We start from the raw sequence: 25,441 nt of genomic DNA on the forward strand, positions 1-25,441 counted from the left end.
CACCGCCTCTGCCGCGGAGAAGTAGACCCCCCTGGTCGTAGCCGACCAGGCCGCTCAACCCGCCGCTGTGCGCGATGACCAGGGCCCGGGTCGACGCCGCGGCGAGCATCGCCAGGCAGACGAGCGTCCACGTCGCCCCACGCGCGCTTCGCTCGCTCACGGACGGCTCCTCGACTGGGTGGCTGCCACCTGACTCGACTCGCCCGGTCCCGGGTCCGCAGGAACGTCCCCGGTGTCGGGCTGCTCGGGTTGCGACGCGGAGCCGTTGCCGAGCAGGGCGAACGAGGTGCCGGCCTCCAGGGCCGGCAACGACTGCAGGCGCCGTACGGCGGTCCCGTAGCTGCCGTCGCCGCGCGGACGCAGCACGAAGATCGCCTGGCCGGAGAGCAGGTAGGACCCGAGATCGTGCTGCCAGCGCACGTTGTGGCTGCGCGAGACCGCGGTGCCGTCGGGCCGGTGAGGCAGCGCGTCCCGGTCGTAGGTGAGACCCCTGAGGTCGACGGGCACCTGGCAGCCGCGTCGCAGGTCGCGCGAGAGCAGGTCGGTCAGGATCAGGGCATCGGGGGGAGTCGGCGGTCGCACACCGAGCAGCGGCAGCGGTCCGCGCCAGTGCCGTCGCGGGGAACGGGGAGCCGTCCACCACGACCGAGTCGACGATCAGGCACGTGCACACGGCCAGCAGGGGGCCCGCGGCGAGCAACGGGACGGCGCCGGGCCGCATCGCCAGCGGTGCCCGCGACGTCGCACCCGGACCCGACGGGCTGCCAGGCCGGCGGACCAGCTGTGCCACCACCAGCGCCAGGCCGGGAGCGGCGAAGGCGCTGTAGTAGTCGAAGAACGAGGGACTCAGCAGGAGCACGAGCACCTGCACGCCGAGGAGGCTGAGCGCGAACCGGCCGGGTCCGCTGCCCGCGCAGGCGAGGCAGACCACGACCGCTGCGCAGCCGCCGAGGATCCAGGTCGCCGGCCCCGGCGACCAGTGGGGAGGCGGCGTGGCCCACGGCAGGAAGACGTGCCCGAGCCGGGCCGCCGTGCCCATCGGGGTCCGTCCGCGGCCGATCTGGTCGCGGACGACCATGCGGACCATCTGCGCGGGTGCCGCGAGCAGGAAGGGCCCGTCCACGAGGGTTCCCGCCAGCAGCCCGCCCAGCACGGTCCACCCCGCGGCCTGCGCGCCGGCGCGGCGCCAGACCCACAGCAGCACCAGCGCGGCGGGGGCCACCGCCCAGATCTTGACGCTGACCGACAGAGCGAGGGCGACCCCCACCCAGAGCAGCACGCGCCGCGACGGAGGCCCCGGCTGCCGGGACAGCAGGCTGACCGCGACCAGCAGTCCGAGCGAGACGAGGGGCTCCAGGCGGGTGTTCGTCTCCGTGAGGGCCACGGGGGTCCACACGGCATAGAACAGCCCGCCCGCGGTCGCTGCCCACAGACCGCACCGGCGGCAGATCCAGAAGACCAGGGTCGCGTTCAGCGCCCCGACGAGCATCCAGGCCACGCGGGCCGTCTCGAGACCCACGTGGTCGCGGGTGAGCCGCCCCACCAGCGCGAACGGCGTCAGCGCCAGCATCACGCCGGGCGGGTGCAGCAGCACGAAGTCGCGGTAGGGGAGCCGCCCCCACAGGAACGAGACCGAGGCTGCGTAGTACACGCCGTCGTCGTACCCGTAGGTGCCACCGACGCCGCCGCCGCGCACCGCGATCCACAGTCGCACGGCGAACGCGGCCCCGGCGACGGCGAGCACGAGTCCGGAGGCCGCCCACCGCTCGCGGGTGCGCCGAGCTGTCAGCAGGCTCCGTTCCACCATGACAGTGACCCCGTCGAGCGAGTGGGCGACGACCATCGAGACCCGTGTCCACTATCGCTCGCACAGCCTGCCAACTGCCTGAACGGGATGCGCCGTGGGCCGCGACGCGTGGTCACGGCCACCGTGGTCGGCGCCTGGTGGACGGGTCGTGGACGCAGCTCTAGCCTGAGCCAGGGGTGAGCCTTGGACACGAAGTGGCGTGAGAAGCAGGAGCGCAGCGCGCACGCGCGCGTGGCCGCCCTGGCCGAGGACGGGGTCGACGGGGTCGCGCTGAGCTACGTCGACAACGCCGGCGTCACCCGGGTGAAGACCGTGCCGCTGGCGGGGCTGCCGCGCGCCAGTGCCTGGGGCGTCGGCATGTCGCCCGTGTTCGACGTGTTCTGCGTCGATGACAGCATCACGTCCGGCCGGCTCGCAGGTGGGCCCGGGGGAGACCTGCGGCTGTACCCGGACCTCGACCGCCTCGTGAGCCTGGCGGCGCAGCCCGGTTGGGCGTGGGCGCCGGTGGACCGGTACACCCAGGACGGCGAGCAGCATCCCGGGTGCCAGCGTGGCTTCGCCCGACGGGCGGCGGCGGAGGCGGCCGACGACGGACTCGAGGTCAAGATGGGCTTCGAGGTCGAGTGGGTGGTGGGGACCGACGTGGACGGCGAGCTCCGTCCGGCGTGCAGCGGCCCCGCGTACGGCATGACGCGGCTGGTCGAGCTGTCGGACTACTGCCACGACGTCCTGACCGCCCTCGCGGCGGAGTCGGTGGACGTGCTGCAGCTGCACCCGGAGTACGCCGCCGGGCAGTTCGAGCTCTCGGCCCGACCGCTCGACCCGGTGGGTGCCGCGGACCAGGTGCTGCTCGTGCGCGAGACGGTGCGGGCCGTGTCCCACCGGCACGGCCTGCAGGCCTCGTTCGCCCCGGTCGTGGTGGCCGGATCGGTCGGCAACGGCCAGCACCTGCACCTGTCGCTGCGTCACGGCGGGGTCAACCTGCTCGACGGTGGTTACGGCCGGCACGGAATGACCGGGGAGGGCGAGTCGTTCCTCGCCGGCGTTCTCGAGGCGATGCCCGCGCTCACCGCCGTCCTCGCCCCGAGCGTGGGCAGCCACCTGCGGCTGGTGCCGTCCCGCTGGGCGGGTGCGTACCGCTGCTGGGGGCGGGAGAACCGCGAGGCCGCCCTCCGGCTGGTCACCGGCTCGACGGGGGAGACGCACGCAGCCGCCAACGCAGAGGTGAAGTGCCTCGACGCCAGCGCGAACCCCTACCTGGCGGTCGGCGCGATCCTGACGGTCGGTGTCGCCTCGCTGGACAAGGGGCTGACCCTTCCCGAGGAGGTCGGCGGTGACCCCGACGCCCTCGACCCGGCAGAGCTGCAGCGGCTCGGCGTCCAACGGCTGCCGGAGACCGTGGCCGCGGCCCTCGCGTGCCTCGACGAGAACGACCTCCTGAAGAACGCGATGGGCGACTACCTGTACGACGCGTTCACCGCCGTACGTCGCGCCGAGGCCGCGCACTTCGCCGACTCCTCGCCCGAGCACGTCGTCGCGGCGACCCGCTGGCGCTACTAGGTCGTCGCATGGGCATCGTGGACGAGACAGCCGACCTGCCCCTGGTCGACCAGCACTGCCACCCGGTCGTGCTGGAGCCGCTGGACCGCGCGGGCTTCGAGCTGCTGCTCACGGAGGCGCACGAGCCGGGACCCGCGGGGACCAGCCAGTTCGACACCCAGGTCGGTCTGGCAGTCCGCCGGTGGTGCGCGCCGGTGCTGGGGCTGGAGGCACACGCGGACCCGGACGCGTACCTCACGCGGCGTGCCGAGCTCGGCCCGCGGGAGGCCGCCCGGCTGCTGCTGGGAGCCTGCCGCACCAGCGACCTGCTGGTCGACACCGGGCTGCGGCATCCCGGCCTCTGCGAACCGGCGGAGCTGGCCGGCCTCTCCGGCGGCCGGGTGCACGAGGTGACCCGGATCGAGGCCGTCGTCGAGGAGTTGGCGGCGAGCGGCGTGGAGGCGGCCGCTCTCGGTCCCGCGGTCGCCGACGCGCTGGCCGACCGAGCGGCCCGGTCGGTGGCGTTCAAGACCGTCGCGGCCTACCGGGTCGGGCTCGAGCTCCCGGCTGATCCGCCCTCCAGCGCTGACGTCAGACGTGCCGCGGATCGTTGGCTCACGGACTGCGAGTGGAAGGATCGGTACCGGCTGGACGACCCGACGCTGGTCGCGCACGCCGTGCACACCAGCCTGTCCCTGGGCCTGCCGCTGCAGGTGCACACCGGGTACGGCGACCCCGACCTCACCCTGCACCGCGCCGACCCGTCCCTGCTGACCCCGTTCCTGCGCGCGCTGCCGCCGGCGACCGGGCCGGTCGTGCTGCTGCACTGCTACCCCTACCACCGGCAGGCCGCCTACCTCGCGAACGTGTTCCCGCAGGTGCTGGTCGACGTCAGCCTCGCGGTCAACCACGTCGGTCCGCGCGGCCCGGCCGTGCTCGCCGAGACGCTCGAGCTCGCGCCGTTCGGGTCGCTGCTCTACGCCTCTGACGGGTTCGCCCTGGCCGAGCTCCACCATCTCGGCGCCGTGCTCTTCCGGAGGGCGCTCGCACGGGTGCTCGACGAGTGGCTGGCCGACGACGCGATGACCGCCGACGACGCACGCCGGATCGCCCGGCTGGTGGCGCACGACAACGCGCGCCGGACCTATCACCTCGAACCGTCCTGAACAACGCCGGACGCGGTCCTCGCCGCAGCGACGGCCCTTTCCGGGCCGGCCACCCGGCTCTCGACAAGCGCCCGCGCCGCGCTCACGATGGAGTGACCAGGTGGCGGCACGGGCGACGTACCGCCACCGCACGCACGACGCGGAGAGATCATGGGAAACATCGGGACGGAACGCCGAGAGGTCGAGTTCGAGCCGGTTCCGGAGGTCGCGCCGGCGCAACCGGCCCGGCGTCGCGACCAGCCGCAGCCCACGCCCGCGCCGGAACCGGCTCCGGCGGGCCAGTGACGCAGGAACGTCGCCCGCTGCCCGACCTGGTGCCGGGCCAGTTGCGCGGCTTCCGTCAGTTCGAGCTGCGTCACGACGGGCTGTACCCGTTGGTGCACACGGAGTTCGGCCCCTGGGGCAGTCCGCTGGAGCGCGCCGCCTGCGACGGGGCCGACGGCCACGCCGCCCCTGCCGCTGCCTGTCGGTGCGGTCTGTACGGCTGGTACCTCCCGGGCAGTGCGACGGTCGCCCTCGGTCGGGCCAACGCGGTGGTCGCGGCACAGGGGCGATGCATCCTAGGTGACCGGGGCTTCCGGGCGGCCGCGGCGCACATCGACGCCGTCGCCCTGCCGGCGATGGTGCGCACGAACCCCAGGGCGGCGCGCCGCGCCCGCACCATGCTCGCGGCGCGGTACCCGGGCACCGTCGTGTACGACTCGACGAGGCGGATGCTGAGGCACTACCCGCCCGACGACGTGAGCGCACTCGGCATCCGCCCGCCCCGGGACCGCAGCCGCGGCTACCGGGCGGGAACCGTTGCGCTGTGGTGCGCGCTCGTGCTGCCGATGTACGCCCTGTTCGTGCTGCCCCATGACGCCATCGCAGGCACCGTCGCGCGCTGGTGGCCGGTGGTCCTGCTCCTCGTCGTCGCCTGGCAGGCGGGCATGGTGTGGCTGCTCGGGAGGCTGCTGTCCCTCCAGGTCAGCAACCCCGGAGGTCACCCGTCGTCCTGACGGGCCCGGAAGTGAGGTGGCCATGTGTCGTTGGCTGGCATACACCGGTTCGCCGGTGCTGGTGCACGACCTCCTGTTCAAGCCGAGAACTCTCTCGTGGTGCAGAGCATGCACTCGCGGCTGGGGGTGGAGGCCGTCAACGGTGACGGCTTCGGCGTCGGCTGGTACGGCGCCCAGGAGACGCCAGGCGTCTACCACAGCACCGAACCGGCGTGGAACGACCGCAACCTGCGGGAGCTCGCCGCCCACGCCTCCGCGGGTCGCGTGTTCGCCCACATCCGCGCCTCCAGCGGCTCGGCGGTCCAGCAGACCAACTGCCACCCGTTCCGGCACGGCCGCTGGCTCTGGATGCACAACGGGGCGATCGCAGACTTCCTGGCCGTGGAAGCGTGACCTGGCCCTGGCCGTCGACCCCGCGCTCTATCCGTTGATCGAGGGCTCGACCGACTCCGAGATCTTCTTCTTCCTCGCCCTCACGTTCGGGCTCGAGGAGGATCCGCCGGACGCGGTGGCTCGAGCCGTCGGACTCATCGAGGAGACCGGGCGGCGGCACGGCACGGAGCACCCGATCCAGATGACGGTGGCGACCACCGAGGGGGACACCCTGTGGGCGTTCCGCTACTCCAGCGAGGGGAGGTCACGCTCGCTGTTCCACAGCACCGACGTCTCCACGCTGCGTGCCCAGTATCCAGACAACCCGGTCCTGCACGAGCTCTCCGACGACGCCCGGCTCGTGGTGTCCGAGCCGCTCGGGGACCTGCGCGGCGCGTGGCGTGAGGTGCCCGAGTCCACGTGCGTCGTCGTCCGCGGTGGCCGCGAGGAGCTCCGGGAGTTCTCGCCCACGCACGTCAGCTCCCCCCGTGCGGTCCTAGGCTGGCCGGGTGCGGCGCATCGGACTCGTTCTGGGCGCGGGCGGTGTGGTGGGCCAGGCCTACCACGCAGGAGTCCTTGCGGCCCTGGAGAATGACCTTCGTTGGGACCCCCGCGACTCCGAGGTCATCGTCGGCACCTCCTCCGGCTCGATCACCGCGTCCCTGCTGCGCAGCGGGGTCCCCGCGGCGGAGCTGGCCGCCTGGACCGTGCGCGCGCCGCTGTCCACCGAGGGGCAGGTGCTCGAGGACCTGTTCGGGACGGAGACCCCACGCTTCGAGCCGTTCCGGCCCCGGGACCTGATCCGTCGGCCACCGTCCCTGCCCGGACGTCACATGGTGCAGCACGCGCTCATGCGGCCCTGGTCGTTCCGTCCGATGACCGCCGCGCTGGCCCTGCTGGCACCGGGCCGGACCGACGTCACCGAGCACCTGCGGTCGCTGCGCCAGGTGGAGGGTGAGGGCTGGCCGGACCGGGACCTGTGGGTCTGCGCGGTGCGCCGCCGAGACGGCCGGCGGGTGGTGTTCGGACGGCCCGGTGCCCCGGACGTGCCGCTGAGCCGCGCGGTGGCGGCGTCCTGCGCCGTACCCGGCTACTTCGCTCCCGTCCCGATCGACGGCCACGGGTACGTCGACGGAGGCGCGCACTCGCCCACCAACGCGGCCACCCTGTGGAAGCGGTCGCTGGAGCTGGTCATCGTCGTGTCGCCCATGTCCGGTCCCAGCGGCCTGCCCAGGGACCCCTACGGCACCACCCGCTGGCACGCGGCCCGGCTGCTCCGGAGGGAGGCCCGGGCGCTCCGGGCCCAGGGCACGTCCGTGGTCGTCTTCCAGCCCGGGGCCGCTGAGCAGGAGCTGATGGGCAACGACTTCATGAGCAACGCCCGCGTCGCCCAGATCGTGCAGGCGTCCTTCCTCGCCGCCGGCGCGCACGCGGCCTCGCCGGAGGTCCAGCAGCTGCTACGGGGATGACTCCGTGCGCCGGGCGTCGTCGGGCGGCGCCGTGGCCGGCGTGCCCGAGGCGAGGGCGTCGAAGTACCGCAGCATCTCGACCGGGAACGGCAGCACGAGCGTCGAGTTCTTCTCGGCGGCCACCTCCACCATCGTCTGCAGCAGCCGCAGCTGAAGGGCGGCCGGGGTCCGGGCCATCACGGTCGCTGCCTCGGACAGCCGCTGGGACGCCTGGAACTCGCCGTCGGCGGTGATGATCCGGGACCGGCGTTCGCGCTCGGCCTCCGCCTGCCGGGACATCGACCGCTTCATCGACTCGGGCAGCGCGACGTCCTTGATCTCGACACGGTCGATCTCGATGCCCCAGGGCGCGGCCGGGCTGTCGAGCATCACCTCGAGGCCCTGGTTGAGCTGCTCCCGGTTGGAGAGCAGGTCGTCCAGCTCGCTCTTGCCGATGATCGAGCGCAGCGAGGTCTGCGCCACCTGGGCGATCGCGTACCCGTAGTCCTGCACCTCCACGACCGCACTGATCGGGTCGATCACCCGGTAGTAGACGACGGCGTCGACGCGGACGGTCACGTTGTCGCGGGTGATGCCGTCCTGGGCCGGGACCGGCATGGTCACCACCTGCATGTTGACCCGTTTCATCCGGTCCACGAGCGGAACCAGCGCGGTGAAGCCCGGCTGTCTCGGCTGCGGCTGGGCCCGCCCCAGGCGGAACACCACGCCACGCTCGACCTGCTGGACCACGCGCGCACTCGCGACCCAGACCACACCCGCGACGACGGCCAGCGCCGCCAGCAGGTACCAGACGATGTCCATGACGACTCCGGTGACGAGACGAGCCTCGCTACGAGCGTACGCCGGTCGGACGGGGCGACCCGGCCCGCTTCTCACCACCGCGGGATGAGGAGGTCGAGGCTCTCCGCTCCTACCGTGGACCTGCTGCGAGTGTGCGACGCGTCGGCGTGAGGAGAGGGCCGTGACGACGAAGACGGACTTCACGGAAGAGGAGTGGACGCGGGTGGTCCGGGCGCCGTTGGTGGCCGGGATGGCGGTGTCCCTGGCCGACCCCGGCGGCCCCATCGAGGCCACGAAGGAGTCGGTGGCGTCGCTGAAGAGCGCCACGAACCCGCCGAGCCGGGAGCAGCTGCTGGCCGAGGTGGCGCTGGAGGTGCAGGCCATGGCGCAGGAGCGGCACAACCCGTTGAGCGGGTTCAAGCTGGCCAAGGACCGGCCCCCGGGGGAGCAGGTCCTCGACGAGCTGCGGGGCGTGCACCGGATCGTGGCCGACAAGGCCACGCCCGAGGAGCAGGAGGCGTTCGGTGAGTGGCTCGTCGTGGCGGCGCAGGCGGCGGCGGACGCCGCGAAGGAGGGCGGCTTCATGGGGATCGGCGCCGAGCGGGTCAGCGCGGGAGAACGCGAGATGCTGACGAGCATCCGGGCCGCGGTCGCCGGCGACGCCCCGGCGACGGGCTAGGAAACCCGGCACCCGCCCGGCGTCAGGCGCCGCGGTGCCGCCGGACCTCGAGGAGGATGCCCCGTCCCAGGCACCAGATGCCGGTGATCGCGAGGACCAGTCCGACGAGGGGTGCAGCAGCGTCGGTGGCGGAGACGGACCCGAGGACCCAGGCGACGTAGAGCATCGCGACGCCGGTGAGGATCGAGTACCACCCACGGCTGATCCGGCCGCGGGACAGCACGGTGGTGGCGAGCTGCCGCAGGACCTGCATGCGGTGAGCGTAGCCATCTCGGTGGCCAGGTGGTGCCACATGCAGCGAGGCCCCAGCCCGGAACGGGCTGAGGCCTCGCGGCCGGGACAGCAGATCCTTCGTGCGGTCAGAGCGTGTTCGCCTTGCGCCCGCCGGTGTTCCGTCCGGTGAGCGTGGAAGCGATCACGACCAGGACGGCCGCGACGAGGATGGCGACGATCCAGCGGGTCCAGTCGATGCCGGGGCTGCCGTTGCCGCCGAACGCCGTGTAGACGAACCAGCCGAGGATGACCCCGCCGACGCCGCACAGGACGGTCAGCCAGATCGGGATGTTGTCCTTGTCGCCAGGAGCGACGAACTTGCCGAGCAGTCCGATGATGATGCCAGCGATGATGACGCCGATGATCTCCATGAGGTGTCCCTCCCAGTTGAGGGGCCGCGGTGGCGGCCCACACGCCACGTACCCCCACCTCGGAGTCTCAACCCCGCCTTGAGGCCGGTCAACCGGTGCGGTGCGGTGTCCGGACCGGTGAGGGTGCGGACCCGGGAGCCGGCCGGGTGGCGCCGGGGCGGTGGACGCGGCGTCCCTGCCGTGCTTTGGTTGCCACCGTGACGCGGACGGTGGAGGTCGACTATCTCGTGGTCGGGGCGGGGGCCGCCGGCATGGCGTTCACGGATGCCCTGATCGACCACTCCGAGGCCCGCGTCGCGCTCGTCGAGCGCCGGCACGGACCCGGGGGGCACTGGCTCGAGGCCTATCCCTTCGTGCGGCTGCACCAGTCGTCCACGTTCTACGGCGTCGCGTCCACGGTGCTCGGCGGCGGGCGGATCCAGCAGGACGGCCCGGAGAGGGGACTGCACGAGCGGGCCGACCAGCCGACGATCTGTGCCTACTACGACACGCTGCTCGCCGACCGGATGGTCGGACCGGGCCGGGTGGAGTTCTTCCCCGGCTGCGACTACCTCGGGGACCGCAGCTTCGTCTCGCTGGCCTCGGGGGAGCGGTTCGAGGTCCCGGAACGCTGCCGGGTCGTCGACGCGCGCTACCTGGCTCCCGACATCCCGGCGGAGGCACCGGTGAGGTTCGGCGTCGCGGACGGAGCACGGGTGATCCCGGTCAACGACGTCCTGCGGACCGACGACGACCCGAGCCAGTACGTCGTCGTCGGCTCGGGCAAGACCGCCACCGACGCGTGCATCCAGCTCCTGGCCGGCGGGGTGGACCCCGACGCGATCTGCTGGGTGCGCCCGCGCGAGCCGTGGATGCTCAACCGGGCCCTGATCCAGCCGGATCCCGCGATCTACCTCGGCATGGTCGCGGACATGATGCGGGCGGCCGGCACGGCGGTCTCCCTGCCGGCGCTGTTCCTCGCGCTCGAGGACCTCGGCATCATGTTCCGCATCGACCGATCGGTCACGCCGACCATGGCCAAGGCGCCCACCCTGGGCAGGTGGGAGCTCGAGCAGCTCCGCACCATCGAGAACGTCGTGCGCCGCGGCCACATCGACACCGTCCGTCGCGGCCGGATCGACTTCGCGGACGGCTCGGTCGCCGTCGCCGACGACGCCCTCGTCGTGAACTGCGCCGCGGACGGCCTCAAGATGCCGCCGCGGGTGCCGGTCTGGCGGCCGGAGACGATCACCGTGCAGCCGGTGCGAGCCGGGTTCCCCTGCTTCGGTGCGGCGATCACCGGGTACGTCGAGGCGACCCGCGACGACGACGCCGTGAAGAACGCGCTCTGCGCGCCCTCGTCGTTCGGCAACACGCTGGCGGACTGGGCGCGGATGAACGTCCTCGGCATGCGCAACGCAGCGGCCTTCGGGTCGGAGCCCGACATCAAGGCGTGGTCCGACCGGGTCGCGCTCAACCCGTCGCGGATCCCTCCCGACTACCCCGGATCCCCCCGAGCTGGACGACGCCCTGGCCCGCCTGCAGTCCTACTCGCCAGCCGGGCTGGCCCGGCTGGCCCGGCTGAGCGGGATGCCCGCCTAGGCGGGTGCGCGGCTCCGCACGGCCGGCGCCCGGTCATCCGCCCCAGATGTCCTCGACCAGCCGGCCGCCCGCGCGGAGCCCGGCCAGCCACGCGTCCGCGTCGCTCTCCCCGGCTCCCGTGCGCTCACGGAAGATCGCGGCCAGCGACGTCCGCACGCCCGGGGCGATCGTGGACGCGTTCCCGCACACGAGCACCACGGCCTCCTTCTGCAGGAGGTCCCAGACCTCGTCGGCACGGTCGAGCATCCCCTGCTGGACGTACCTGCGCGTGGTGCCCGGCTCGGCCGACAGGCAGCTCTCGGTCCGGACGACGCCCTGTGCCTCGAACGCGGCCAGCTCGTCGGCGTACAGCAGGTCCTGGTCCGCGCGGCGGCACCCGAAGAACAGCAACGAGGTGGCGATGGGGACGCCCTGCTCCCGCAGCGCCGCGCGTTCCTGGAGGAAGCCCCGGAACGGAGCCAGCCCGGTGCCGGCGCCGACCATGATCATCGCGACGTGCGGGTTCTCCGGGGGCCGGAACGGGATCGACGGGGGACGCACGAAGACGAAGACGGTGCCGTCGACCGGCAGCTGGGCGAGGTGGGTGGAGCAGACGCCGGTGAACGTGCCGGCGCCCGACCGCGCCGGCGCACGCAGCACGCCGGCGGTGATGCTGCAGGTGTCCGGGCTCACCAGGGGCGAGGAGGAGATGGAGAAGTAGCGCGGTCGCAGCGCCGGGAGCAGGTCGAGGTAGACCTCGAACGGCAGGTGGCACGCCGGGAACTCGTCGAGCAGGTCCAGCACGGAGCGGTTGGGCGCGTAGACCTGGTCCCGGTACGCCGCGTGCGAGGCCTCGTCGTCACCCGCCAGCGCCTCGAGCGCGGCCTTCTGCTCCGGGTCGTCGGTGTGCCGGGCGAGCACCGCCACGTTGTCCCTGGTGGCCACGTCCTGCAGCTCGACGCAGCTCCCGAGCACGCCGAGGAGGGGCGTGGGCTCCTCGATCGGCAGATGGGTGTGCGAGCCGCTGTTCGGGATGATCGTGACGTACTGCCCGGCGTCGAGGCCGAAGCGGACCATCACCCGGCGGATGGTGTCGATCGCGTTGCGGGGGAGCACCCCGAGGTGGTCACCGGCCTGGTAGGTCGTCCCGGCCGGGAGCCCGATCTCCACGTGCCGGACCGAGCGCTCCGGCGGCGTCCCGTCCGCGCCCGCGCGGACCAGCTCGCGGTTCTCCCGGACGAGCCCCGGGTGCGCCTCGTAGGAGACGATCACCGGGTTGCTGACCTGCCGGTTGGTGAGGGTGATGGAGAGCCGGGGTCCCGACGGGACGGCCTGGCCGACCTCCTCCGGCAGGTCGAGCGCCTCGGCGATGTCGGACCACACGGCGCCGTGCCAGGTCCGGTAGTCCGCGTCGAAGTCGCCGGCTGCGTTGCCCTCGCCGCGCGGGTGGACCCGGTGCCCGCCGTGCTTCTCGAGCTGCGCGTCGACCAGCTCGGGCACGGCCTGGTAGGTCGCGGCCCACTCCGTGTTGCCGCACCCGAACACGGTGTACGACACCCCTCTCGCGGCGTCCGGTGCCGCGGTCGTGATCCAGTCGCAGAACGCGGCGGCGTTGTCGGGAGGCGTCCCGTTGTACGACGCGGTGACGACGACCAGCGCGCCGCCGGTGGGGAGGTCGTCGACGTGGTCGTCGAGTGCTCCGACGGTCACGTCGAAGCCGCGCTCGGCGCCCTCCTCCGCGATGCGGGTCGCGAGGGACTCGGCGGTGCCGAGGTTGGAGCCGAACAGCACCGTCAGCCGGGTGCCGTGCCGGGGCACCAGCAGCGCCGGGGCGGCCGCCGGCGCGGTGTCCGGCGAGGTGGCCACGGACCGGGCGGGCGCCGGGGTGTCGGCACGCCGGACGTGCACGCCGGGGCGCGGCCGGACCCGGATCCGGAAGTCGGCGGGCTTGACGGTGAGCGTGGTCTTGGTGACCAGCTGGTAGTCGAGGTGGTCGACGAGGTCGAAGCGCTGGAGGAGCATCCCGAGCACCAACGCGGCCTCCTGCAGCGCGAACTGCCGACCGATGCAGGCGCGCTGCCCGGTCCCGAACGGCTTGTAGACCGCCGACGGCACCGCGGCCAGCCGTTCGGGCGCCATGTGCTCGGGGTTGAACTCCGCGGCGTCCGGCCCCCACACGGAGGTCGCCCGGTGCAGGGCCGGGGTGAGCACCGTGATGGTCGTGCCCGCCGGGATGGCGTACCTGCCGCCGAGGACGGTGTCCTCGAACGGGTAGCGGCTGAACCCGGGCGCCGTCGGCCACAGCCGCAGGCACTCGTCGAGGACCTGCCGCACGTAGGTGAGCCGGTGCACCTGCTCGAAGGTGGGACTCGCGGTGTCCCCGAGGACCTCGTCCACCTCCGCGCGCGCCCGCTCCAGGAAGGCCGGGTTCTTCAGCAGGTAGTAGAGGGCGAAGGACAGCAGGCCCGAGGTGGTCTCGTGACCGGCGATCAGGAAGGTGATGCACTGGGCGCGGATGTTGGCGTCGGGCAGCCGCTCGCCGGTCTGGCGGTCGACCCCGGTGAGCATCCGGCCCAGCAGGTCGGTGGTGTCGCCGGCCTCGCCCTCGGCCCGCCGCTCGGCGATCAGCCGGTCGACCAGGTCGTCCATGAACCCTTGGTCCTCCTCCACCTGCCGCTGCGCCCGGATCTTCAGCCGGGTCTGGATCGGCAGCTGCCGCGCCCGGGCCTGCGACTCGGAGAGCGTGCGCACCATCGCCTGCACGAACGGGTGCGGGGTGTCGCGGTAGAAGGAGTTGAAGCGGTAGCCGAACCCGCACAGCGCGATGGTGTCCAGGGTCAGCCGGGTCATGTCGTCGGGGACGTCCACCTCGTCGCCCTCGTTGAGGCGGTCCCACTTGTCCATCAGCTGGTCGGCGATGTCCACCATCCGCGGCATGTAGTCGCGCATCGCCTGCAGGCTGAACGGCGACATCAGGATGTTGTGGGCACGGTGCCAGAGCGGGTCGTCGGTCTCGGCCGTGAACAGCCCGGTGTCGGCCGCCCCCTTCCGCAGCGCGGCCAGCCCGCCACCGACCCGCTTGTCGAAGCGCGTGTCGTCGCAGATCTCCTCGACCAGCTCCGGGCCCGACGCGATCAGCCGGGTGCCGCCGGGCACCTTGAGCTTGAAGATCGGCCCGTACTTCTCGGCCATCGCCATGGAAGCCCTCGATGGGGTGGTCCGCGTCGATGTCGAAGGCGTTGCCCACGAGTGGCAGACCGGCGGGGCCGGGAAGGTCGTCGAGGTCGATCATCGTGCTCATGGCAGGTCCTCCGGTCGGCGGTCGGTGGGTGGGGCGGCGGGGGTCGGGGACGCCGGTGCGGGTACGGCGGCCGGGCGCGGGCGGGCGGCGGCGAGGAGCAGCACGATGCTGAGCAGCAGCACCCAGCCGGGAAACACCAGCAGGGTCGCGGGGTGGAAGGTGGTGCTGAGGAGCAGGAACGTGGCGCCGAGGTAGCCCACGACCGCCACCCAGCGGGGGACCAGGCCGCGCCGCCGGGTGAGGGTGGTGGTGGTGATCATGTACATCCCCGCGGCGCGCACGCCGAAGACGAACACCATCCCGTAGCCCGCGCCGGTCAGCGTGCGCGCCACCTCGGGGGACGGCAGCGGCGTGGAGGAGAAGACGGTCAGCAGGGCCACGGCGCCCACGGCCGCCGTACCCGCGAAGAGCATGCAGACGAAGACCACGCCCGAGGCGAGCTGCAGCCACCGGGGCACCTCCGACGACGACCCGGGCAGCGACTCGATGAGCGACCGGGTCGCGCTCATGTGCCACAGGTAGGCGATCCCCGCGAACGGCACGATGTACAGCCCGGCCGTCACCAGCACGTTCCCCTTGCCAACGGTGTAGAAGGCGGCGTAGACGCGGTCCGGGGCGGCGATCCCCGGTGCCTGCCGCACCAGCACCAGCGAGGCCACGAAGAGGCCGGCGAAGACGATCCCGGACACCGCGCTCATCCGGGCGTAGGTGCGGGACGGGTCCCGGCCACGGTCGCCATCGCCGGTGCGTCTCCCGACCCGTGCTCGACGGGTCCGGGGGACGGCGCTGGCGCGAGACATGGCAGAAGCGGCCCTCTTCCGTCGTTGCCGACGTCCTGCACCGGCGTCCGCCGGCGCACGCTCCACGATCACACCGGCCGGGCGGGGCCTTGTAGACCCGTTAGGAGCAGGTCTAGATAGTCACCGGGGAGGGGTGCTCTGCGCACGCAGCGCCGGCATCACCTCCGTGGCGACCTGCTCGAGGACGGCGCGTTCGCGCGGGGCGTCGTCCGGCCGCCAGGAGCCGGGCCAGTAGAGGACGAACTCGTCGATCCCGATCGAGCCGAACCTGCCGACCATGTCGGTGAAGTAGCCGGGCGACTCCCACGGGGTCAGCGGTGGGAAGCACACCAGGGAGTGCCGGATGCTCCTCGGGTCGCGGCCGTGCCCCTCGACGAGCTCGTCGAACTGCTCGCACCGCCGGGCGGTGACGGTGTAGAAGTCCGCCTCGGTCTCCACCCCGTAGCCGCCCCAGGAGCTCCAGCCGTCGGCGAACCGGGCCGCGACGGCCAGCATCTTCGGTCCGTGGGCGGCGATCGTGATCGGCGGGCGGGGCCGCTGCACCGGACCGGGGATGGTCTCCGCCTCCGTGCAGCGGAAGTAGCGCCCGTCGTACGACGTCACCCGCTGGCGGAGCAGGAGGTCGACCAGCTCGACGAACTCCCGGAACCGCGCCACCTGCTCCGCCGGGGACCAGCTGACGCCGGTCAGCGGCCCGCCTGCGGACGGGTCGCCGACGCCGAGGGCCAGCTCCACGCGTCCACCGGTCAGCTGGTCTAGGGTCATGGTGGCTTTCGCGAGCGTCACCGGCTGCCGGAAGTAGAGGCTCGACACCAGGGTGCCGACCCGGATCGTGCTGGTGGCGACCGCCATCAGGGTCAGGGTCGTGGGGCCGTCGTACATCGGGTGACGCGGCCGGTCCGGCTCGACGACCGTGTCGCAGTTCCACACCACCTCGAAGCCGAGTCGCTCGGCCTCGGCCCAGCGGTTCGCCAGCTCGTCCAGCGGCAGGTGCTGGTACTGGTAGGCGCAGAAGCGCAACGTCGCCACGGCCTCCTCCTCCGCCCGGCGCACCCCTCAGTCGACATGATGGCCGCGGTGCTGCACGTCGTCCACCTCCGTGCGCCGCCAGCCCGGCAGCACCCGCCAGAGCCGACCGACGGCGACGGCCCCGACGGCGAGGAACAGGTAGGCGAGCGGGGTGAGCGCGCCACCGACGAGGTCGACCCGACCGTCGTGCACCGTGTACTCGACGTCGCTCTGGAGGAGCGCGACCCCGGACCAGGTGAATGCGCCCGTGGCGTGCGGGGACGCCGCGAGCAGCCCGTCGGCGAACGCCTGGGCGGCGTCGCTCAGGAGGCTGGTCAGGAACAGCACGCCCGCCTCGAGGTACTCCTCCGCCAGCTCCCGGGTGGTGCCGAGGTTGGCCAGCGCGCGGCGCTTGCGAAGAGGTCGTAGAGCTGCTGGTCGAGCGCCCAGACCCGGCCCTCGCGGCCCTCCTGCCGGAGGCGGCTGACCACGTCGTGGCACTAGTACCCGGTCGTCCAAAGATCCCGGCCGCACCAGGACTTCTGCCGCGTCCGGCACATTTCGGCTCCCCGTCGTGGGGGCCGGTGACACGAGAAGGCCGTAGCGGGGCCCGATGATCCGGGCGGACGATGAGGGTGACGGGGAGGTTTGCCATGGCACGTCGTACGCCTGGACCCCGGCGCGGCGCGGGCGCCGGGCTGCTGGTCGGTCTGGTGCTGGCCCTCGTGACGGGGTGCTCGGCCCCGAGCGGGTCCGCGAACCCGGTGGGCGTGCCCACCCGCCCGGGGGGCCCGGTCCGCGGCGGGCCCGCCGGGCCGGTCGTCACCATCGCCGGCGACATCGGGGACCACGAGGCGGAGACCGCCCGGCTCGTCGAGGCGATCGACCCGGACTACGTCCTGACCGCCGGCGACAATGCCTACCACGACGGGACCCGCTCCGACTACACGAGGTACGACGCGACCTGGGGCAAGTTCCTCGACAAGACCTACCCCTCGCCCGGCAACCACGACTACCACGACGAGGCCGGGAACCCGCCGTACTACTTCACGTACTTCGCCCACCGGCTCCCCGCCGAGAACAACGGGGAGTACTACGCGTTCGACGTCGGCACGTGGCGGCTGTACAGCCTGAACTGCGAGATCTCCTGCTCCGCCTCCTCGGCCCAGGCGACCTGGCTCGCCCACGACCTCGCCACCGCGGGCAAGGGCCGGCACAAGCTGGCCTACCTGCACCGGCCGCGCTACTCCTGCGGCGACCACGGGTCCTCGGACCTGCCCAGGGCGTTGTGGGACGTCCTGCTCGCGGCCCGCACCGACGTCGTCGTGGCCGGTCACGACCACAACTACCAGCGGTACCCCCGGATGAACGCGGACGGCAGCCCGGCCGCCGACGGGATCATGTCGTTCGTGACCGGCACCGGCGGCGCCGACTTCTACGCGATCACCGGCAAGGAGTCCCTCCAGGGGTGCTCGCTCGTCCGGTTCGACGAGGACGACCAGTACGGCGTCCTGCAGCTCACCCTGGGCCGGCGGGCCTTCTCCTGGGCCCTGGTCACGGTGGCCGACCGGGTGCTGGACCCGGGTCGGGCGAGGACCCTGGACCCGGTCGGCTAGCCCGTCGGGTCCTCGCCCGGTCGACTCCCTCAGACTCGCCGGGCCGATGTGACTGGCTCGTAACCACCTTCTCGTGACAAGTTCTACGTGGACCCGCCGGGAAGCTCCCGGTGGTCGGCCGGCGGAGGTTTGGTGCCGTTCACTCGGATCGCGATCGTGAACCGCGGTGAGGCTGCGATGCGGCTGATCCATGCGGTGCGGGAGATCAACGCGTCGGGCTCCGGCCCGATCCAGACGGTGGCCCTGCACACCGAGGGGGAGAGCCGCGCGACGTTCGTGCGCGAGGCGGACCTGGCGTACAACCTCGGGCCTGCCTCGGCGCGCCCCTACATCGACCTCGCGGCCCTCGAGCGGGCGCTGGTGGACACCGGTGCGGACGCCGTGTGGCCGGGCTGGGGCTTCGTGGCCGAGGACCCGACGTTCGTGGACCTGTGCGACCGCCTGGGTGTCACCTTCATCGGCCCCAGCGCCGAGGCGATGCGCAAGCTCGGCGACAAGATCGGCTCGAAGCTGATCGCCGAGGAGGTCGGGGTGCCCGTCGCCCCGTGGAGCCGCGGCGCCGTCGAGACCCTGGACGGCGCGCTGGCCGCCGCCGAGGAGATCGGCTACCCGCTGATGCTGAAGGCGACCGCCGGAGGCGGTGGCCGCGGGATCCGGATGGTCGGCTCGCGCGCCGAGCTCGAGGACGCCTTCCAGCGCACCAGCGACGAGGCGCTGCGGGCGTTCGGCAACGGCACCGTCTTCCTCGAGCGCCTGGTGACCGGCGCCCGGCACGTCGAGGTGCAGCTGATCGCGGACAGCCACGGCACCGCCTGGGCCATCGGGGTCCGCGACTGCTCGATCCAGCGCCGCAACCAGAAGGTGATCGAGGAGTCGTCCTCGCCGCTGCTGTCGCGCGAGCAGACCGACGAACTGAAGGCCGCCGCCGAGCGGCTGGCCGTGACGGTCGGGTACGTCGGGGCGGGCACCGTGGAGTTCCTCTACCACCCGGGGGACCGGACGTTCGCGTTCCTGGAGGTGAACACCCGGCTGCAGGTCGAGCACTCGATCACCGAGGCGACCACCGACGTCGACCTGGTCAAGGCGCAGATCCACGTCGCCGGGGAGGCCGGCTCGAGGGCGAGCGGCCGACCGAGAAGGGGCACGCCGTCGAGGCGCGGCTGAACGCGGAGGACCCGGACCGGGACTTCGCACCGTCGCCGGGGCGGATCGTCCGGCTCGAGCTGCCGACGGGACCGGGTGTCCGGGTGGACACCGGGGTCACCGAGGGCGACACGATCCCGCCCGACTTCGACTCGATGATCGCGAAGATCATCGCCTACGCACCCACCCGCGCGGAGGCCCTCGCCCGGCTGCGCCGGGCCATGACCGAGACGACCGTGGTGATCGAGGGCGGCGCCTGCAACAAGAGCTTCGTGCTCGACCTGCTCGACCAGCCCGAGGTCGTCGACGGCACCGGAGGGTGGGCCGACACCAGCTGGATCGACCGGGTGCGGGGCGAGGGCAGGCTGGTCTCCCAGAAGGGTGCCGGGGTCGCGATCGTCGCGGCCGCCATCGAGGCCTACGCCGACGAGCTCCAGATCGAGGTGGCCCGCCTGCTCGAGACCGCGCACGGCGGTCGTCCGCAGGCGCAGCACCGGGCCGGTCGCCCGGTCGACCTCAAGCTCCGGGGGACGACGTACCGGGTGTCGACGGTCAACACCGGGCCGGCCCGCTACCGGGTGACGGTCGCCTCCGGCGCGACCGAGCAGACCGTCGATGCGGGGCTGGACCGGATCGACGAGTTCCACCGGCGGCTGGTCGTCGGCGAGCGCCGCCACCACGTCGTGACGGCCACCCACGGTCCGAGCACCCTCGTCGAGGTCGACGGGGTGGCCCACCGGATCAGCCGTGACGAGGGCGGGGTGCTGCGCTCGCCGGCGCCGGCCCTGGTCGTCGCCACGCCCGCGCGCGTGGGTGACGAGGTCGAGGCCGGTGCACCCGTCGTGGTGCTCGAGTCGATGAAGATGGAGACGGTGATCTACGCGCCGTTCGCGGCCCGGGTCAAGGAGCTGGCGGTGATCACCGGCAGCCAGGTCGAGACCGGGGCCGCGCTGGTCAAGCTGGAGCCGGTCGGCGACGGGGCCGAGGAGACGGCTCCGACGTCCGGAGCCGCCGCCGCGCTGGACCTGCCCGCGCCGACCGCCGGGCAGCCGGCCGCGGTCCGTGCCGCCCGCGCCCGCGAGGCCCTCGCGGCCGTCGTGCTGGGGTACGACGTGTCCCGGCTGGACCACAGTGACCCGCTCGTGGACTACCTCGCCGCCCGCGAGGAGCTCCGGGCCGAGGGGGTCTCGGTGCTGGCCGACGAGATGGCCCTGCTCGGCACCCTGGCCGACCTGGCCGAGCTGAGCCGCAACCAGCCCGCGGACGAGGAGCCACACACCGAGCTGCGGGTGCACAGCTCCCGCGAGCACTTCCACACGTTCCTGCAGAGTCTCGACGTCGAGCGAGGTGGGCTGCCCGAGCAGTTCCGGGCCCGGCTCCTGCGGGTGCTGCACCACTACGGCGTCGAGGACCTGGACCGCACCCAGGCCCTGGAGGAGGCGGTCTTCCGGATCTTCGTGGCGCAGCAGCGCTCGGCCCCCGAGGTAGCGCTGGCGTCCGCCGTGCTCGGACGGTGGATCGACGAGCCGCCGCCGACCGGCGAGCTCGCCGGTCAGGCCCGGCAGCTGCTCGAACGGCTCGGCCGGGCCACCCAGCTGCGGTTCCCGGTGGTCGGGGACCTGGCGCGCAGCGTCCGGTTCCGGTGGTTCGACCAGCCCGCCGTGGACGCGGAGCGGGTCGACGTGCTGGCGGGGGTGCGCGACGAGCTCGCCGCGCTCGCCGCGAACGGCGGCCTGGCGGACCGCGCCGACCGGGTCGAGGCGCTGGCCGCCATCCCGGAGCAGATCGTCCGGTTCCTGGCCGAGCGGCTCGCGGACGGCGTACCCACCAGGGAGCCGATGCTGGAGGTGCTGGCGCGCCGCCACTACCGCGAGTACGACCTGCACGACCTCGAGGAGATCGAGACCGGGGACCGGCCGTTCGTGGTGGCCGACTACACCCTGGACTCCCGGCCGACCCGGCTCGTGTCGACCGTCGGCACGGTCGCCGAGCTGGCCGACCCCACGGGCGGACTGGCCGCCTCGGTCGGCGCCCACGTCGCGAGCCGGGGCGAGGACCAGGCGGCCGTGGTCGACCTGTACCTGCACTGGCCCGACGCGCCGGAGTCGGCGGACGCCACGAGCGAGCAGCTCCGGCCGCTCGTCGAGGCGCTGCCGTTCGCCCGGGACGCGCGCCGGGTGTCCGTCGCCGTCTGCGCGGGGGCCGGCCGGCCGGTCGGCTACTACGCCTTCCGGGCCGACGACGACGGCCGGGTGGCCGAGGACGACCTCACCCGGGGCGTCCACCCGATGGTCGGCCGCCGCCTGAACCTCTGGCGGCTCCGCAACTTCCACGTGACCCGGATCGAGGCGCCCGAGGACGTCCTGCTCTACGAGTGCGTCGCCCGGGAGAACCCCGCGGACCGCCGGCTGGTGGCGCTGGCCCAGGTGCGGCAGCTCGCGGTGGTGCGCGACGAGGAAGGACGGGTCGCCGCGCTCCCGCACGCGGAGCGGGCCGTGGAGAGCTGCCTCGAGGCGATCCGCCGGGCGCGGGTGGCACGCGGGTCCGCGGGCACGAAGCTCGACATGAACCACGTGTGGGTGCACGTGTGGCCGGTCGTGGAGATCGACGAGGGCGGTCTGGCCGCCCTCGGCAACAAGATCCGGCCGCTCACCGACGGTGCCGGCATCGAGGAGGTGCTCGCCCAGGGGCGGGTGGCCGCCCCGGGTGGCACCCCCGTCCCGGTGACGGTGCGCTTCGGCGTCCAGCCGGGAGCGGGCATCGTGCTCTCGATCCAGGAGCCGCCGACCGACCTGCTCAGCCCCCTGGACGACTACGCGGCCAAGGTGCTCCGGTCCCGCCGCCGCGGACTGGTGTACCCCTACGAGCTGGCCTCCGTGCTGGCCGGTCCCGACGGGACCCTGGTCGAGCACGACCTCGACGACACCGGCGCCCTGGTCCCCGTGGACCGTCCCCGGGGCCTCAACAAGGCGGGCATCATCGCCGCCGTCGTCACCACCCCGACCCCGCTGCACCCTGAAGGTGTCACCCGGGTCGTGCTCTGCGGCGACCCCACGAAGTCGCTGGGGTCGGTCTCCGAGCCGGAGTGCCTGCGCGTCATCGCAGCCATCGACCTCGCCGAGCGCATGCGGGTCCCGGTCGAGTGGTTCGCGCTCTCCTCGGGCGCCCGGATCTCCATGGACTCCGGCACCGAGAACATGGACTGGGTGGCCGCTGCGCTGCGCCGGATCGTGGAGTTCACCCAGCAGGGCGGCGAGATCAACGTGGTCGTCGCCGGCATCAACGTCGGGGCCCAGCCCTACTGGAACGCCGAGGCGACGATGCTGATGCACACCAAGGGCATCCTCGTGATGACCCCGGACAGTGCCATGGTGCTCACCGGCAAGCAGTCCCTGGACTTCTCCGGCGGTGTCTCGGCCGAGGACAACTTCGGCATCGGCGGCTACGACCGGGTGATGGGACCCAACGGCCAGGCGCAGTACTGGGCCCCGAACCTCGCCGGCGCCTTCGCGATCCTGATGGCGCACTACGAGCACACCTACGTCGTCCCCGGCGAGGCCGCGCCGCGTCGGGTCAGTACGACCGACCCGACCGACCGCGACATCTCGCCGTTCCCGCACGACGTCGCGGACAGCGACTTCCGCACGGTCGGCGAGATCTTCTCCGCCGAGACGAACCGGGACCGCAAGAAGGCGTTCGACATCCGCACCGTCATGCGGGCCGTCACCGACCAGGACCATCCCACGCTCGAGCGCTGGGCGGGCATGGCCGACGCGGACACCGCGGTCGTGCAGGACGCCCACCTGGGCGGCCACCCGGTCTGCCTGCTCGGCATCGAGTCGCGGAACGTCCGGCGGCGAGGCTTCCCGCCGGCCGACGGACCCGACACGTACACCGCGGGGACGCTGTTCCCGCGGTCGTCGAAGAAGGCGGCCCGCGCGATCAACGCGGCGAGCGGGAACCGGCCGCTCGTCGTGCTGGCGAACCTGTCGGGCTTCGACGGGTCGCCGGACTCGATGCGGAACCTGCAGCTGGAGTACGGCGCGGAGATCGGGCGCGCCATCGTCAACTTCCGCGGGCCGATCGTCTTCTGCGTCATCTCGCGCTACCACGGCGGCGCCTTCGTGGTGTTCTCCAAGGCGCTCAACCCGAACATGACCGTGCTGGCGCTCGAGGGATCGTTCGCGTCCGTGATCGGTGGGGCGCCGGCGGCCGCGGTGGTCTTCGCCGGCGAGGTCGAGAAGCGCATCGCGGCGAGCCCCGCCGTGCGGGAGCTCGACGTCCGCATCGGCGAGGCGTCCGGGTCCGAGCGGAGCCGGCTCGTCGTCGAGCAGGCCGACCTGCGGGCGGCCACCCGGGCCGAGAAGATCAGCGAGGTGGCGGCCGAGTTCGACGGGATCCACGACATCCACCGCGCGGTCGCGGTCGGCTCGGTCGACGCGGTGATCCCCGCGGCGCGGCTGCGTCCGGAGATCATCGCCGCCATCGAGCGCTTCGGAGCCGCTCCGGCGGAGTAGTCGACGGGCCCACCGGCGGCCGACCGGCCGGCGCAGTGGAACCGCAGGGCCCCCCGGGGGCGGAGGGGCCCTGCGGCGATTGGGGGCTACTTGGTCGCCACGGAGCTGCTGCTCGTTCCGCCCCGGGTGGACTGCACGAGCACCGAGGTGACCTGCCGGGTCGGCCCGGGGGAGACCTTGAGCGACCAGGTCCCCAGGGTGGTGACCGGGGCGGTGCCCAGCTTGGTGACGGCCCGACCGGGGGTGGTGTCGTAGACCAGGACCGACGTGGCCGGTGCGAGGACGCCGGTCGCTCCGGGCAGCGTGGACGTCCCGGACACCCGGAGCTCGTTGCCGAGGCGGTGCCGGGCACCCGCGTCGATCACCAGGTCGTCGGTGACGACGGTGAGGTCGACCGTGGCCGGGCTGCTGGTGGTGCCGTCGGGTCCCGTCACGACCAGCTGCAGCCGGGCTGGACCCTCCGCTGCGGCCGGCACCGGGGTGGTGTCGGTGGTCTTGGTGAAGAACGGCACCGAGACGGTCGGCTTGGCCACGGTGGTGGAGGACAGGCTCACCGGCGGACCGCTGAGCTGGCTCCACTGGTAGGCGACGGCGCCCGTCGAGGCGCTGCCGTCGAGCTGGGTGCTGGCGCCGCGTGCCAGACCGGTCACCGCAGCGGTCGCCACGGCCGCCGGTCCCGAGGGGGCCGCTCCGCCTCCGGTGTCGACGACGGGGCCGGGGTCGGGGTCCGGCGGGACGGGCGGCAGCGCCTGCGGAGTGGCCGACCCGCCCACCACGCGCACCGGAAGGGTCGCCGATCCGCCGTCGGCGTGGCTCACCACGACCGAGGCGGGCGGGGCGGCGAGGGCGAAGGCGGTGGCCTGGTCGTCGTCCAGCCTGCCGACCCCGGCGACGGTCAGCGGGTAGCCACGGGTGGAGGTGGCGGCCACGACGAGCCGGGCGCCGTCGTACGTCGCCCGGGTGACGATGATGCCGCCGTCCCGGGTCACCGGCACCGTGGAGCTGGAGGCCGGGCGGTCGCCGATGTTGACCAGCTTCACCTGGCTGGGGACCGGTCCGGTGACGCGCACCCGGGCGTAGAACCGGTCCGACCCCGGGTCGGTGACCATCGGGGTGGTCGCGATCACGCCGGGCTGTCCCTCGACCTGCAGCTGGGTGCCGGTGCTGGAGGCGGTGATGTCGATGTAGTCCCCGTCGGTCACCGCGCTGTCCGCCTGGACGCCGGTGTTGGTGGAGAGCTTGCCCTGGACGGTGAACTGGTCGGTGGAGGCGTCCAGACCGGCCCCGGTGACCGCGAAGCGGTTGAACCCGAACGGGCTCCCGACGACCGTGTGGTCCTGGGCGGGGTCGCCCAGGTAGCCCGCGGGCGCGCTCGGCGCGGTCGCCGGGTCCCACCGCAGGAACGGGCCGAGGTTGCCCTTGAGGGCGGTGGCGAAGTTGCCGGTGGCCGGCGAGATGTCCTCGACCAGCCGCCCGGCGCCGGTGCGGTCGGTGTCGATGGTGAGGCTGCCGTAGGGGTGCCGGAACGTCAGGGTGGTGTTGGCCGGGGCGCCCTTCACCACGATGCGCTGGCGGGCGAAGGTCATCTGCTCGCCGGGGGCCACCTCGTTGGCGAACGCCGCCTCCAGCCCGAGGGTCAGGACGGCCCGGCCGCCGCCCGGCAGGTCGAGCGAGGATCCCGCGAGGAAGTAGAAGACCTCCTCGGGGAAGTTCTCCGGGAACGAGACCGGCTGGGTCTCGTCGGGGATGTCACCGGGCAGGAACCCGCACAGCAGGTTGTCGCCGTCGAGGCACAGCTCCAGCCGAGTCCCGACCTTGTCGGCATACCACGCGGGGAACCCGTTGTCCCCGTTGACGGGCCCGACGGCGGTCACGCCGCCGGGGTTCTTCTGCACGACCTGGGTGGTCGCGGTGGCGGCCTCGACACCGGCCGCGACCAGGACCAACGTCGCGGCGGCCGCCACGAGTCGTCGGGTCCGGCCGCCTGCTGGACGTGCCCTGCCGGGGCGGGCATCGGCCCGATGCCAGATGTGTGCGCTCAT

Annotated in this window: 20 protein-coding genes and 1 pseudogene; 10 read left to right on the plus strand and 11 right to left on the minus strand. The window is 73.1% G+C overall.

What is annotated here, in order from left to right; translation table 11 throughout:
- Window positions 1-156: 156 nt before the first annotated feature.
- Entirely contained in the window at window positions 157-582 is a 426-nt protein-coding gene (locus KRR39_RS02160; protein ID WP_216940352.1) for a hypothetical protein, read from the minus strand.
- 1,408 nt (window positions 583-1,990) lie between these two features.
- On the opposite strand from KRR39_RS02160, the gene KRR39_RS02165 reads away from it, so the two are divergent.
- The 6 genes from KRR39_RS02165 to KRR39_RS02190 all read left to right on the plus strand — a co-directional run bounded on the left by KRR39_RS02165 (window position 1,991) and on the right by KRR39_RS02190 (window position 7,351).
- Complete coding sequence (locus KRR39_RS02165; protein WP_216940354.1) at window positions 1,991-3,367, plus strand: type I glutamate--ammonia ligase; 1,377 nt, start codon at window positions 1,991-1,993, stop codon at window positions 3,365-3,367.
- A gap of 8 nt (window positions 3,368-3,375) precedes the next feature.
- The gene (locus KRR39_RS02170; RefSeq protein ID WP_436972020.1) at window positions 3,376-4,512 is read left to right on the plus strand and encodes an amidohydrolase family protein; all 1,137 of its coding nucleotides are present in this window, start codon (window positions 3,376-3,378) and stop codon (window positions 4,510-4,512) included.
- Between the two features lie 281 nt (window positions 4,513-4,793).
- Window positions 4,794-5,510 carry a hypothetical protein gene (locus tag KRR39_RS02175; RefSeq protein ID WP_216940357.1) on the plus strand — a complete coding sequence of 239 codons (717 nt, stop codon included), beginning with the start codon at window positions 4,794-4,796 and terminating at the stop codon, window positions 5,508-5,510.
- 24 nt (window positions 5,511-5,534) lie between these two features.
- The gene (locus tag KRR39_RS02180; RefSeq protein ID WP_496113268.1) at window positions 5,535-5,903 is read left to right on the plus strand and encodes a class II glutamine amidotransferase; all 369 of its coding nucleotides are present in this window, start codon (window positions 5,535-5,537) and stop codon (window positions 5,901-5,903) included.
- Window positions 5,904-5,937: 34 nt separating this feature from the next.
- Complete coding sequence (locus KRR39_RS02185) at window positions 5,938-6,477, plus strand: class II glutamine amidotransferase (protein ID WP_216940361.1); 540 nt, start codon at window positions 5,938-5,940, stop codon at window positions 6,475-6,477.
- On the plus strand, window positions 6,392-7,351 hold the full coding sequence (locus KRR39_RS02190; protein ID WP_216940363.1) for a patatin-like phospholipase family protein: 960 nt from the start codon (window positions 6,392-6,394) through the stop codon (window positions 7,349-7,351). The genes KRR39_RS02185 and KRR39_RS02190 overlap by 86 nt, the downstream gene beginning before the upstream one ends.
- On the opposite strand, the gene KRR39_RS02195 is transcribed toward KRR39_RS02190, so the two are convergent.
- The gene (locus KRR39_RS02195; protein WP_216940365.1) at window positions 7,340-8,152 is read right to left on the minus strand and encodes a slipin family protein; all 813 of its coding nucleotides are present in this window, start codon (window positions 8,150-8,152) and stop codon (window positions 7,340-7,342) included. The two genes, KRR39_RS02190 and KRR39_RS02195, sit on opposite strands and share 12 nt — an antisense overlap.
- A 160-nt stretch (window positions 8,153-8,312) precedes the next feature.
- Here KRR39_RS02195 and KRR39_RS02200 point away from each other — a divergent pair, with 160 nt between their 5' ends.
- Window positions 8,313-8,810 (plus strand): hypothetical protein, encoded by a 498-nt coding sequence (locus KRR39_RS02200; RefSeq protein WP_216940366.1) that lies wholly within the window; start codon window positions 8,313-8,315, stop codon window positions 8,808-8,810.
- 22 nt (window positions 8,811-8,832) lie between these two features.
- Here the strand turns inward: KRR39_RS02200 and KRR39_RS02205 are convergent, their stop codons facing one another.
- The 8 genes and pseudogenes from KRR39_RS02205 to KRR39_RS02235 all read right to left on the minus strand — a co-directional run bounded on the left by KRR39_RS02205 (window position 8,833) and on the right by KRR39_RS02235 (window position 16,624).
- Window positions 8,833-9,063 (minus strand): hypothetical protein, encoded by a 231-nt coding sequence (locus KRR39_RS02205; protein ID WP_216940368.1) that lies wholly within the window; start codon window positions 9,061-9,063, stop codon window positions 8,833-8,835.
- A 106-nt stretch (window positions 9,064-9,169) separates the two neighbouring features.
- A complete protein-coding gene (locus tag KRR39_RS02210; RefSeq protein WP_216940370.1) occupies window positions 9,170-9,454 on the minus strand; it encodes a GlsB/YeaQ/YmgE family stress response membrane protein in 285 nt (94 codons plus the stop codon).
- An 889-nt stretch (window positions 9,455-10,343) separates the two neighbouring features.
- Window positions 10,344-10,844 carry a hypothetical protein gene (locus KRR39_RS24175; protein ID WP_254185820.1) on the minus strand — a complete coding sequence of 167 codons (501 nt, stop codon included), beginning with the start codon at window positions 10,842-10,844 and terminating at the stop codon, window positions 10,344-10,346.
- A 224-nt stretch (window positions 10,845-11,068) separates the two neighbouring features.
- Entirely contained in the window at window positions 11,069-13,036 is a 1,968-nt protein-coding gene (locus KRR39_RS25480; protein ID WP_302053614.1) for a diflavin oxidoreductase, read from the minus strand.
- Window positions 13,022-14,230 (minus strand): annotated as a pseudogene (locus KRR39_RS25485) (cytochrome P450); the annotation flags it as partial. The pseudogene KRR39_RS25485 and the gene KRR39_RS25480, both read right to left, overlap by 15 nt.
- A gap of 81 nt (window positions 14,231-14,311) precedes the next feature.
- Window positions 14,312-15,013: a hypothetical protein gene (locus tag KRR39_RS02225; protein ID WP_216940377.1), complete on the minus strand. Its 702-nt coding sequence runs from the start codon at window positions 15,011-15,013 to the stop codon at window positions 14,312-14,314.
- 222 nt (window positions 15,014-15,235) lie between these two features.
- Window positions 15,236-16,144 carry an LLM class flavin-dependent oxidoreductase gene (locus KRR39_RS02230; RefSeq protein ID WP_216940379.1) on the minus strand — a complete coding sequence of 303 codons (909 nt, stop codon included), beginning with the start codon at window positions 16,142-16,144 and terminating at the stop codon, window positions 15,236-15,238.
- Between the two features lie 27 nt (window positions 16,145-16,171).
- On the minus strand, window positions 16,172-16,624 hold the full coding sequence (locus KRR39_RS02235) for a hypothetical protein (protein ID WP_216940381.1): 453 nt from the start codon (window positions 16,622-16,624) through the stop codon (window positions 16,172-16,174).
- Window positions 16,625-16,776: 152 nt separating this feature from the next.
- On the opposite strand from KRR39_RS02235, the gene KRR39_RS02240 reads away from it, so the two are divergent.
- From KRR39_RS02240 to KRR39_RS02245, 3 genes are all read left to right on the plus strand, one after another.
- The gene (locus KRR39_RS02240; protein ID WP_216940383.1) at window positions 16,777-17,739 is read left to right on the plus strand and encodes a metallophosphoesterase family protein; all 963 of its coding nucleotides are present in this window, start codon (window positions 16,777-16,779) and stop codon (window positions 17,737-17,739) included.
- Window positions 17,740-17,895: 156 nt separating this feature from the next.
- Window positions 17,896-18,903, plus strand: coding sequence for an ATP-binding protein (locus tag KRR39_RS24180; RefSeq protein ID WP_254185464.1), 1,008 nt, complete (start codon window positions 17,896-17,898; stop codon window positions 18,901-18,903).
- Window positions 18,904-18,947: 44 nt separating this feature from the next.
- Window positions 18,948-23,399, plus strand: coding sequence for a carboxyl transferase domain-containing protein (locus tag KRR39_RS02245; protein WP_254185806.1), 4,452 nt, complete (start codon window positions 18,948-18,950; stop codon window positions 23,397-23,399).
- Window positions 23,400-23,485: 86 nt separating this feature from the next.
- Here the strand turns inward: KRR39_RS02245 and KRR39_RS02250 are convergent, their stop codons facing one another.
- Window positions 23,486-25,441: a hypothetical protein gene (locus tag KRR39_RS02250; protein WP_216940385.1), complete on the minus strand. Its 1,956-nt coding sequence runs from the start codon at window positions 25,439-25,441 to the stop codon at window positions 23,486-23,488.

It is taken from the genome of Nocardioides panacis (genome assembly GCF_019039255.1).
GTDB classification, from domain to species: Bacteria; Actinomycetota; Actinomycetes; order Propionibacteriales; family Nocardioidaceae; genus Nocardioides_B; species Nocardioides_B panacis.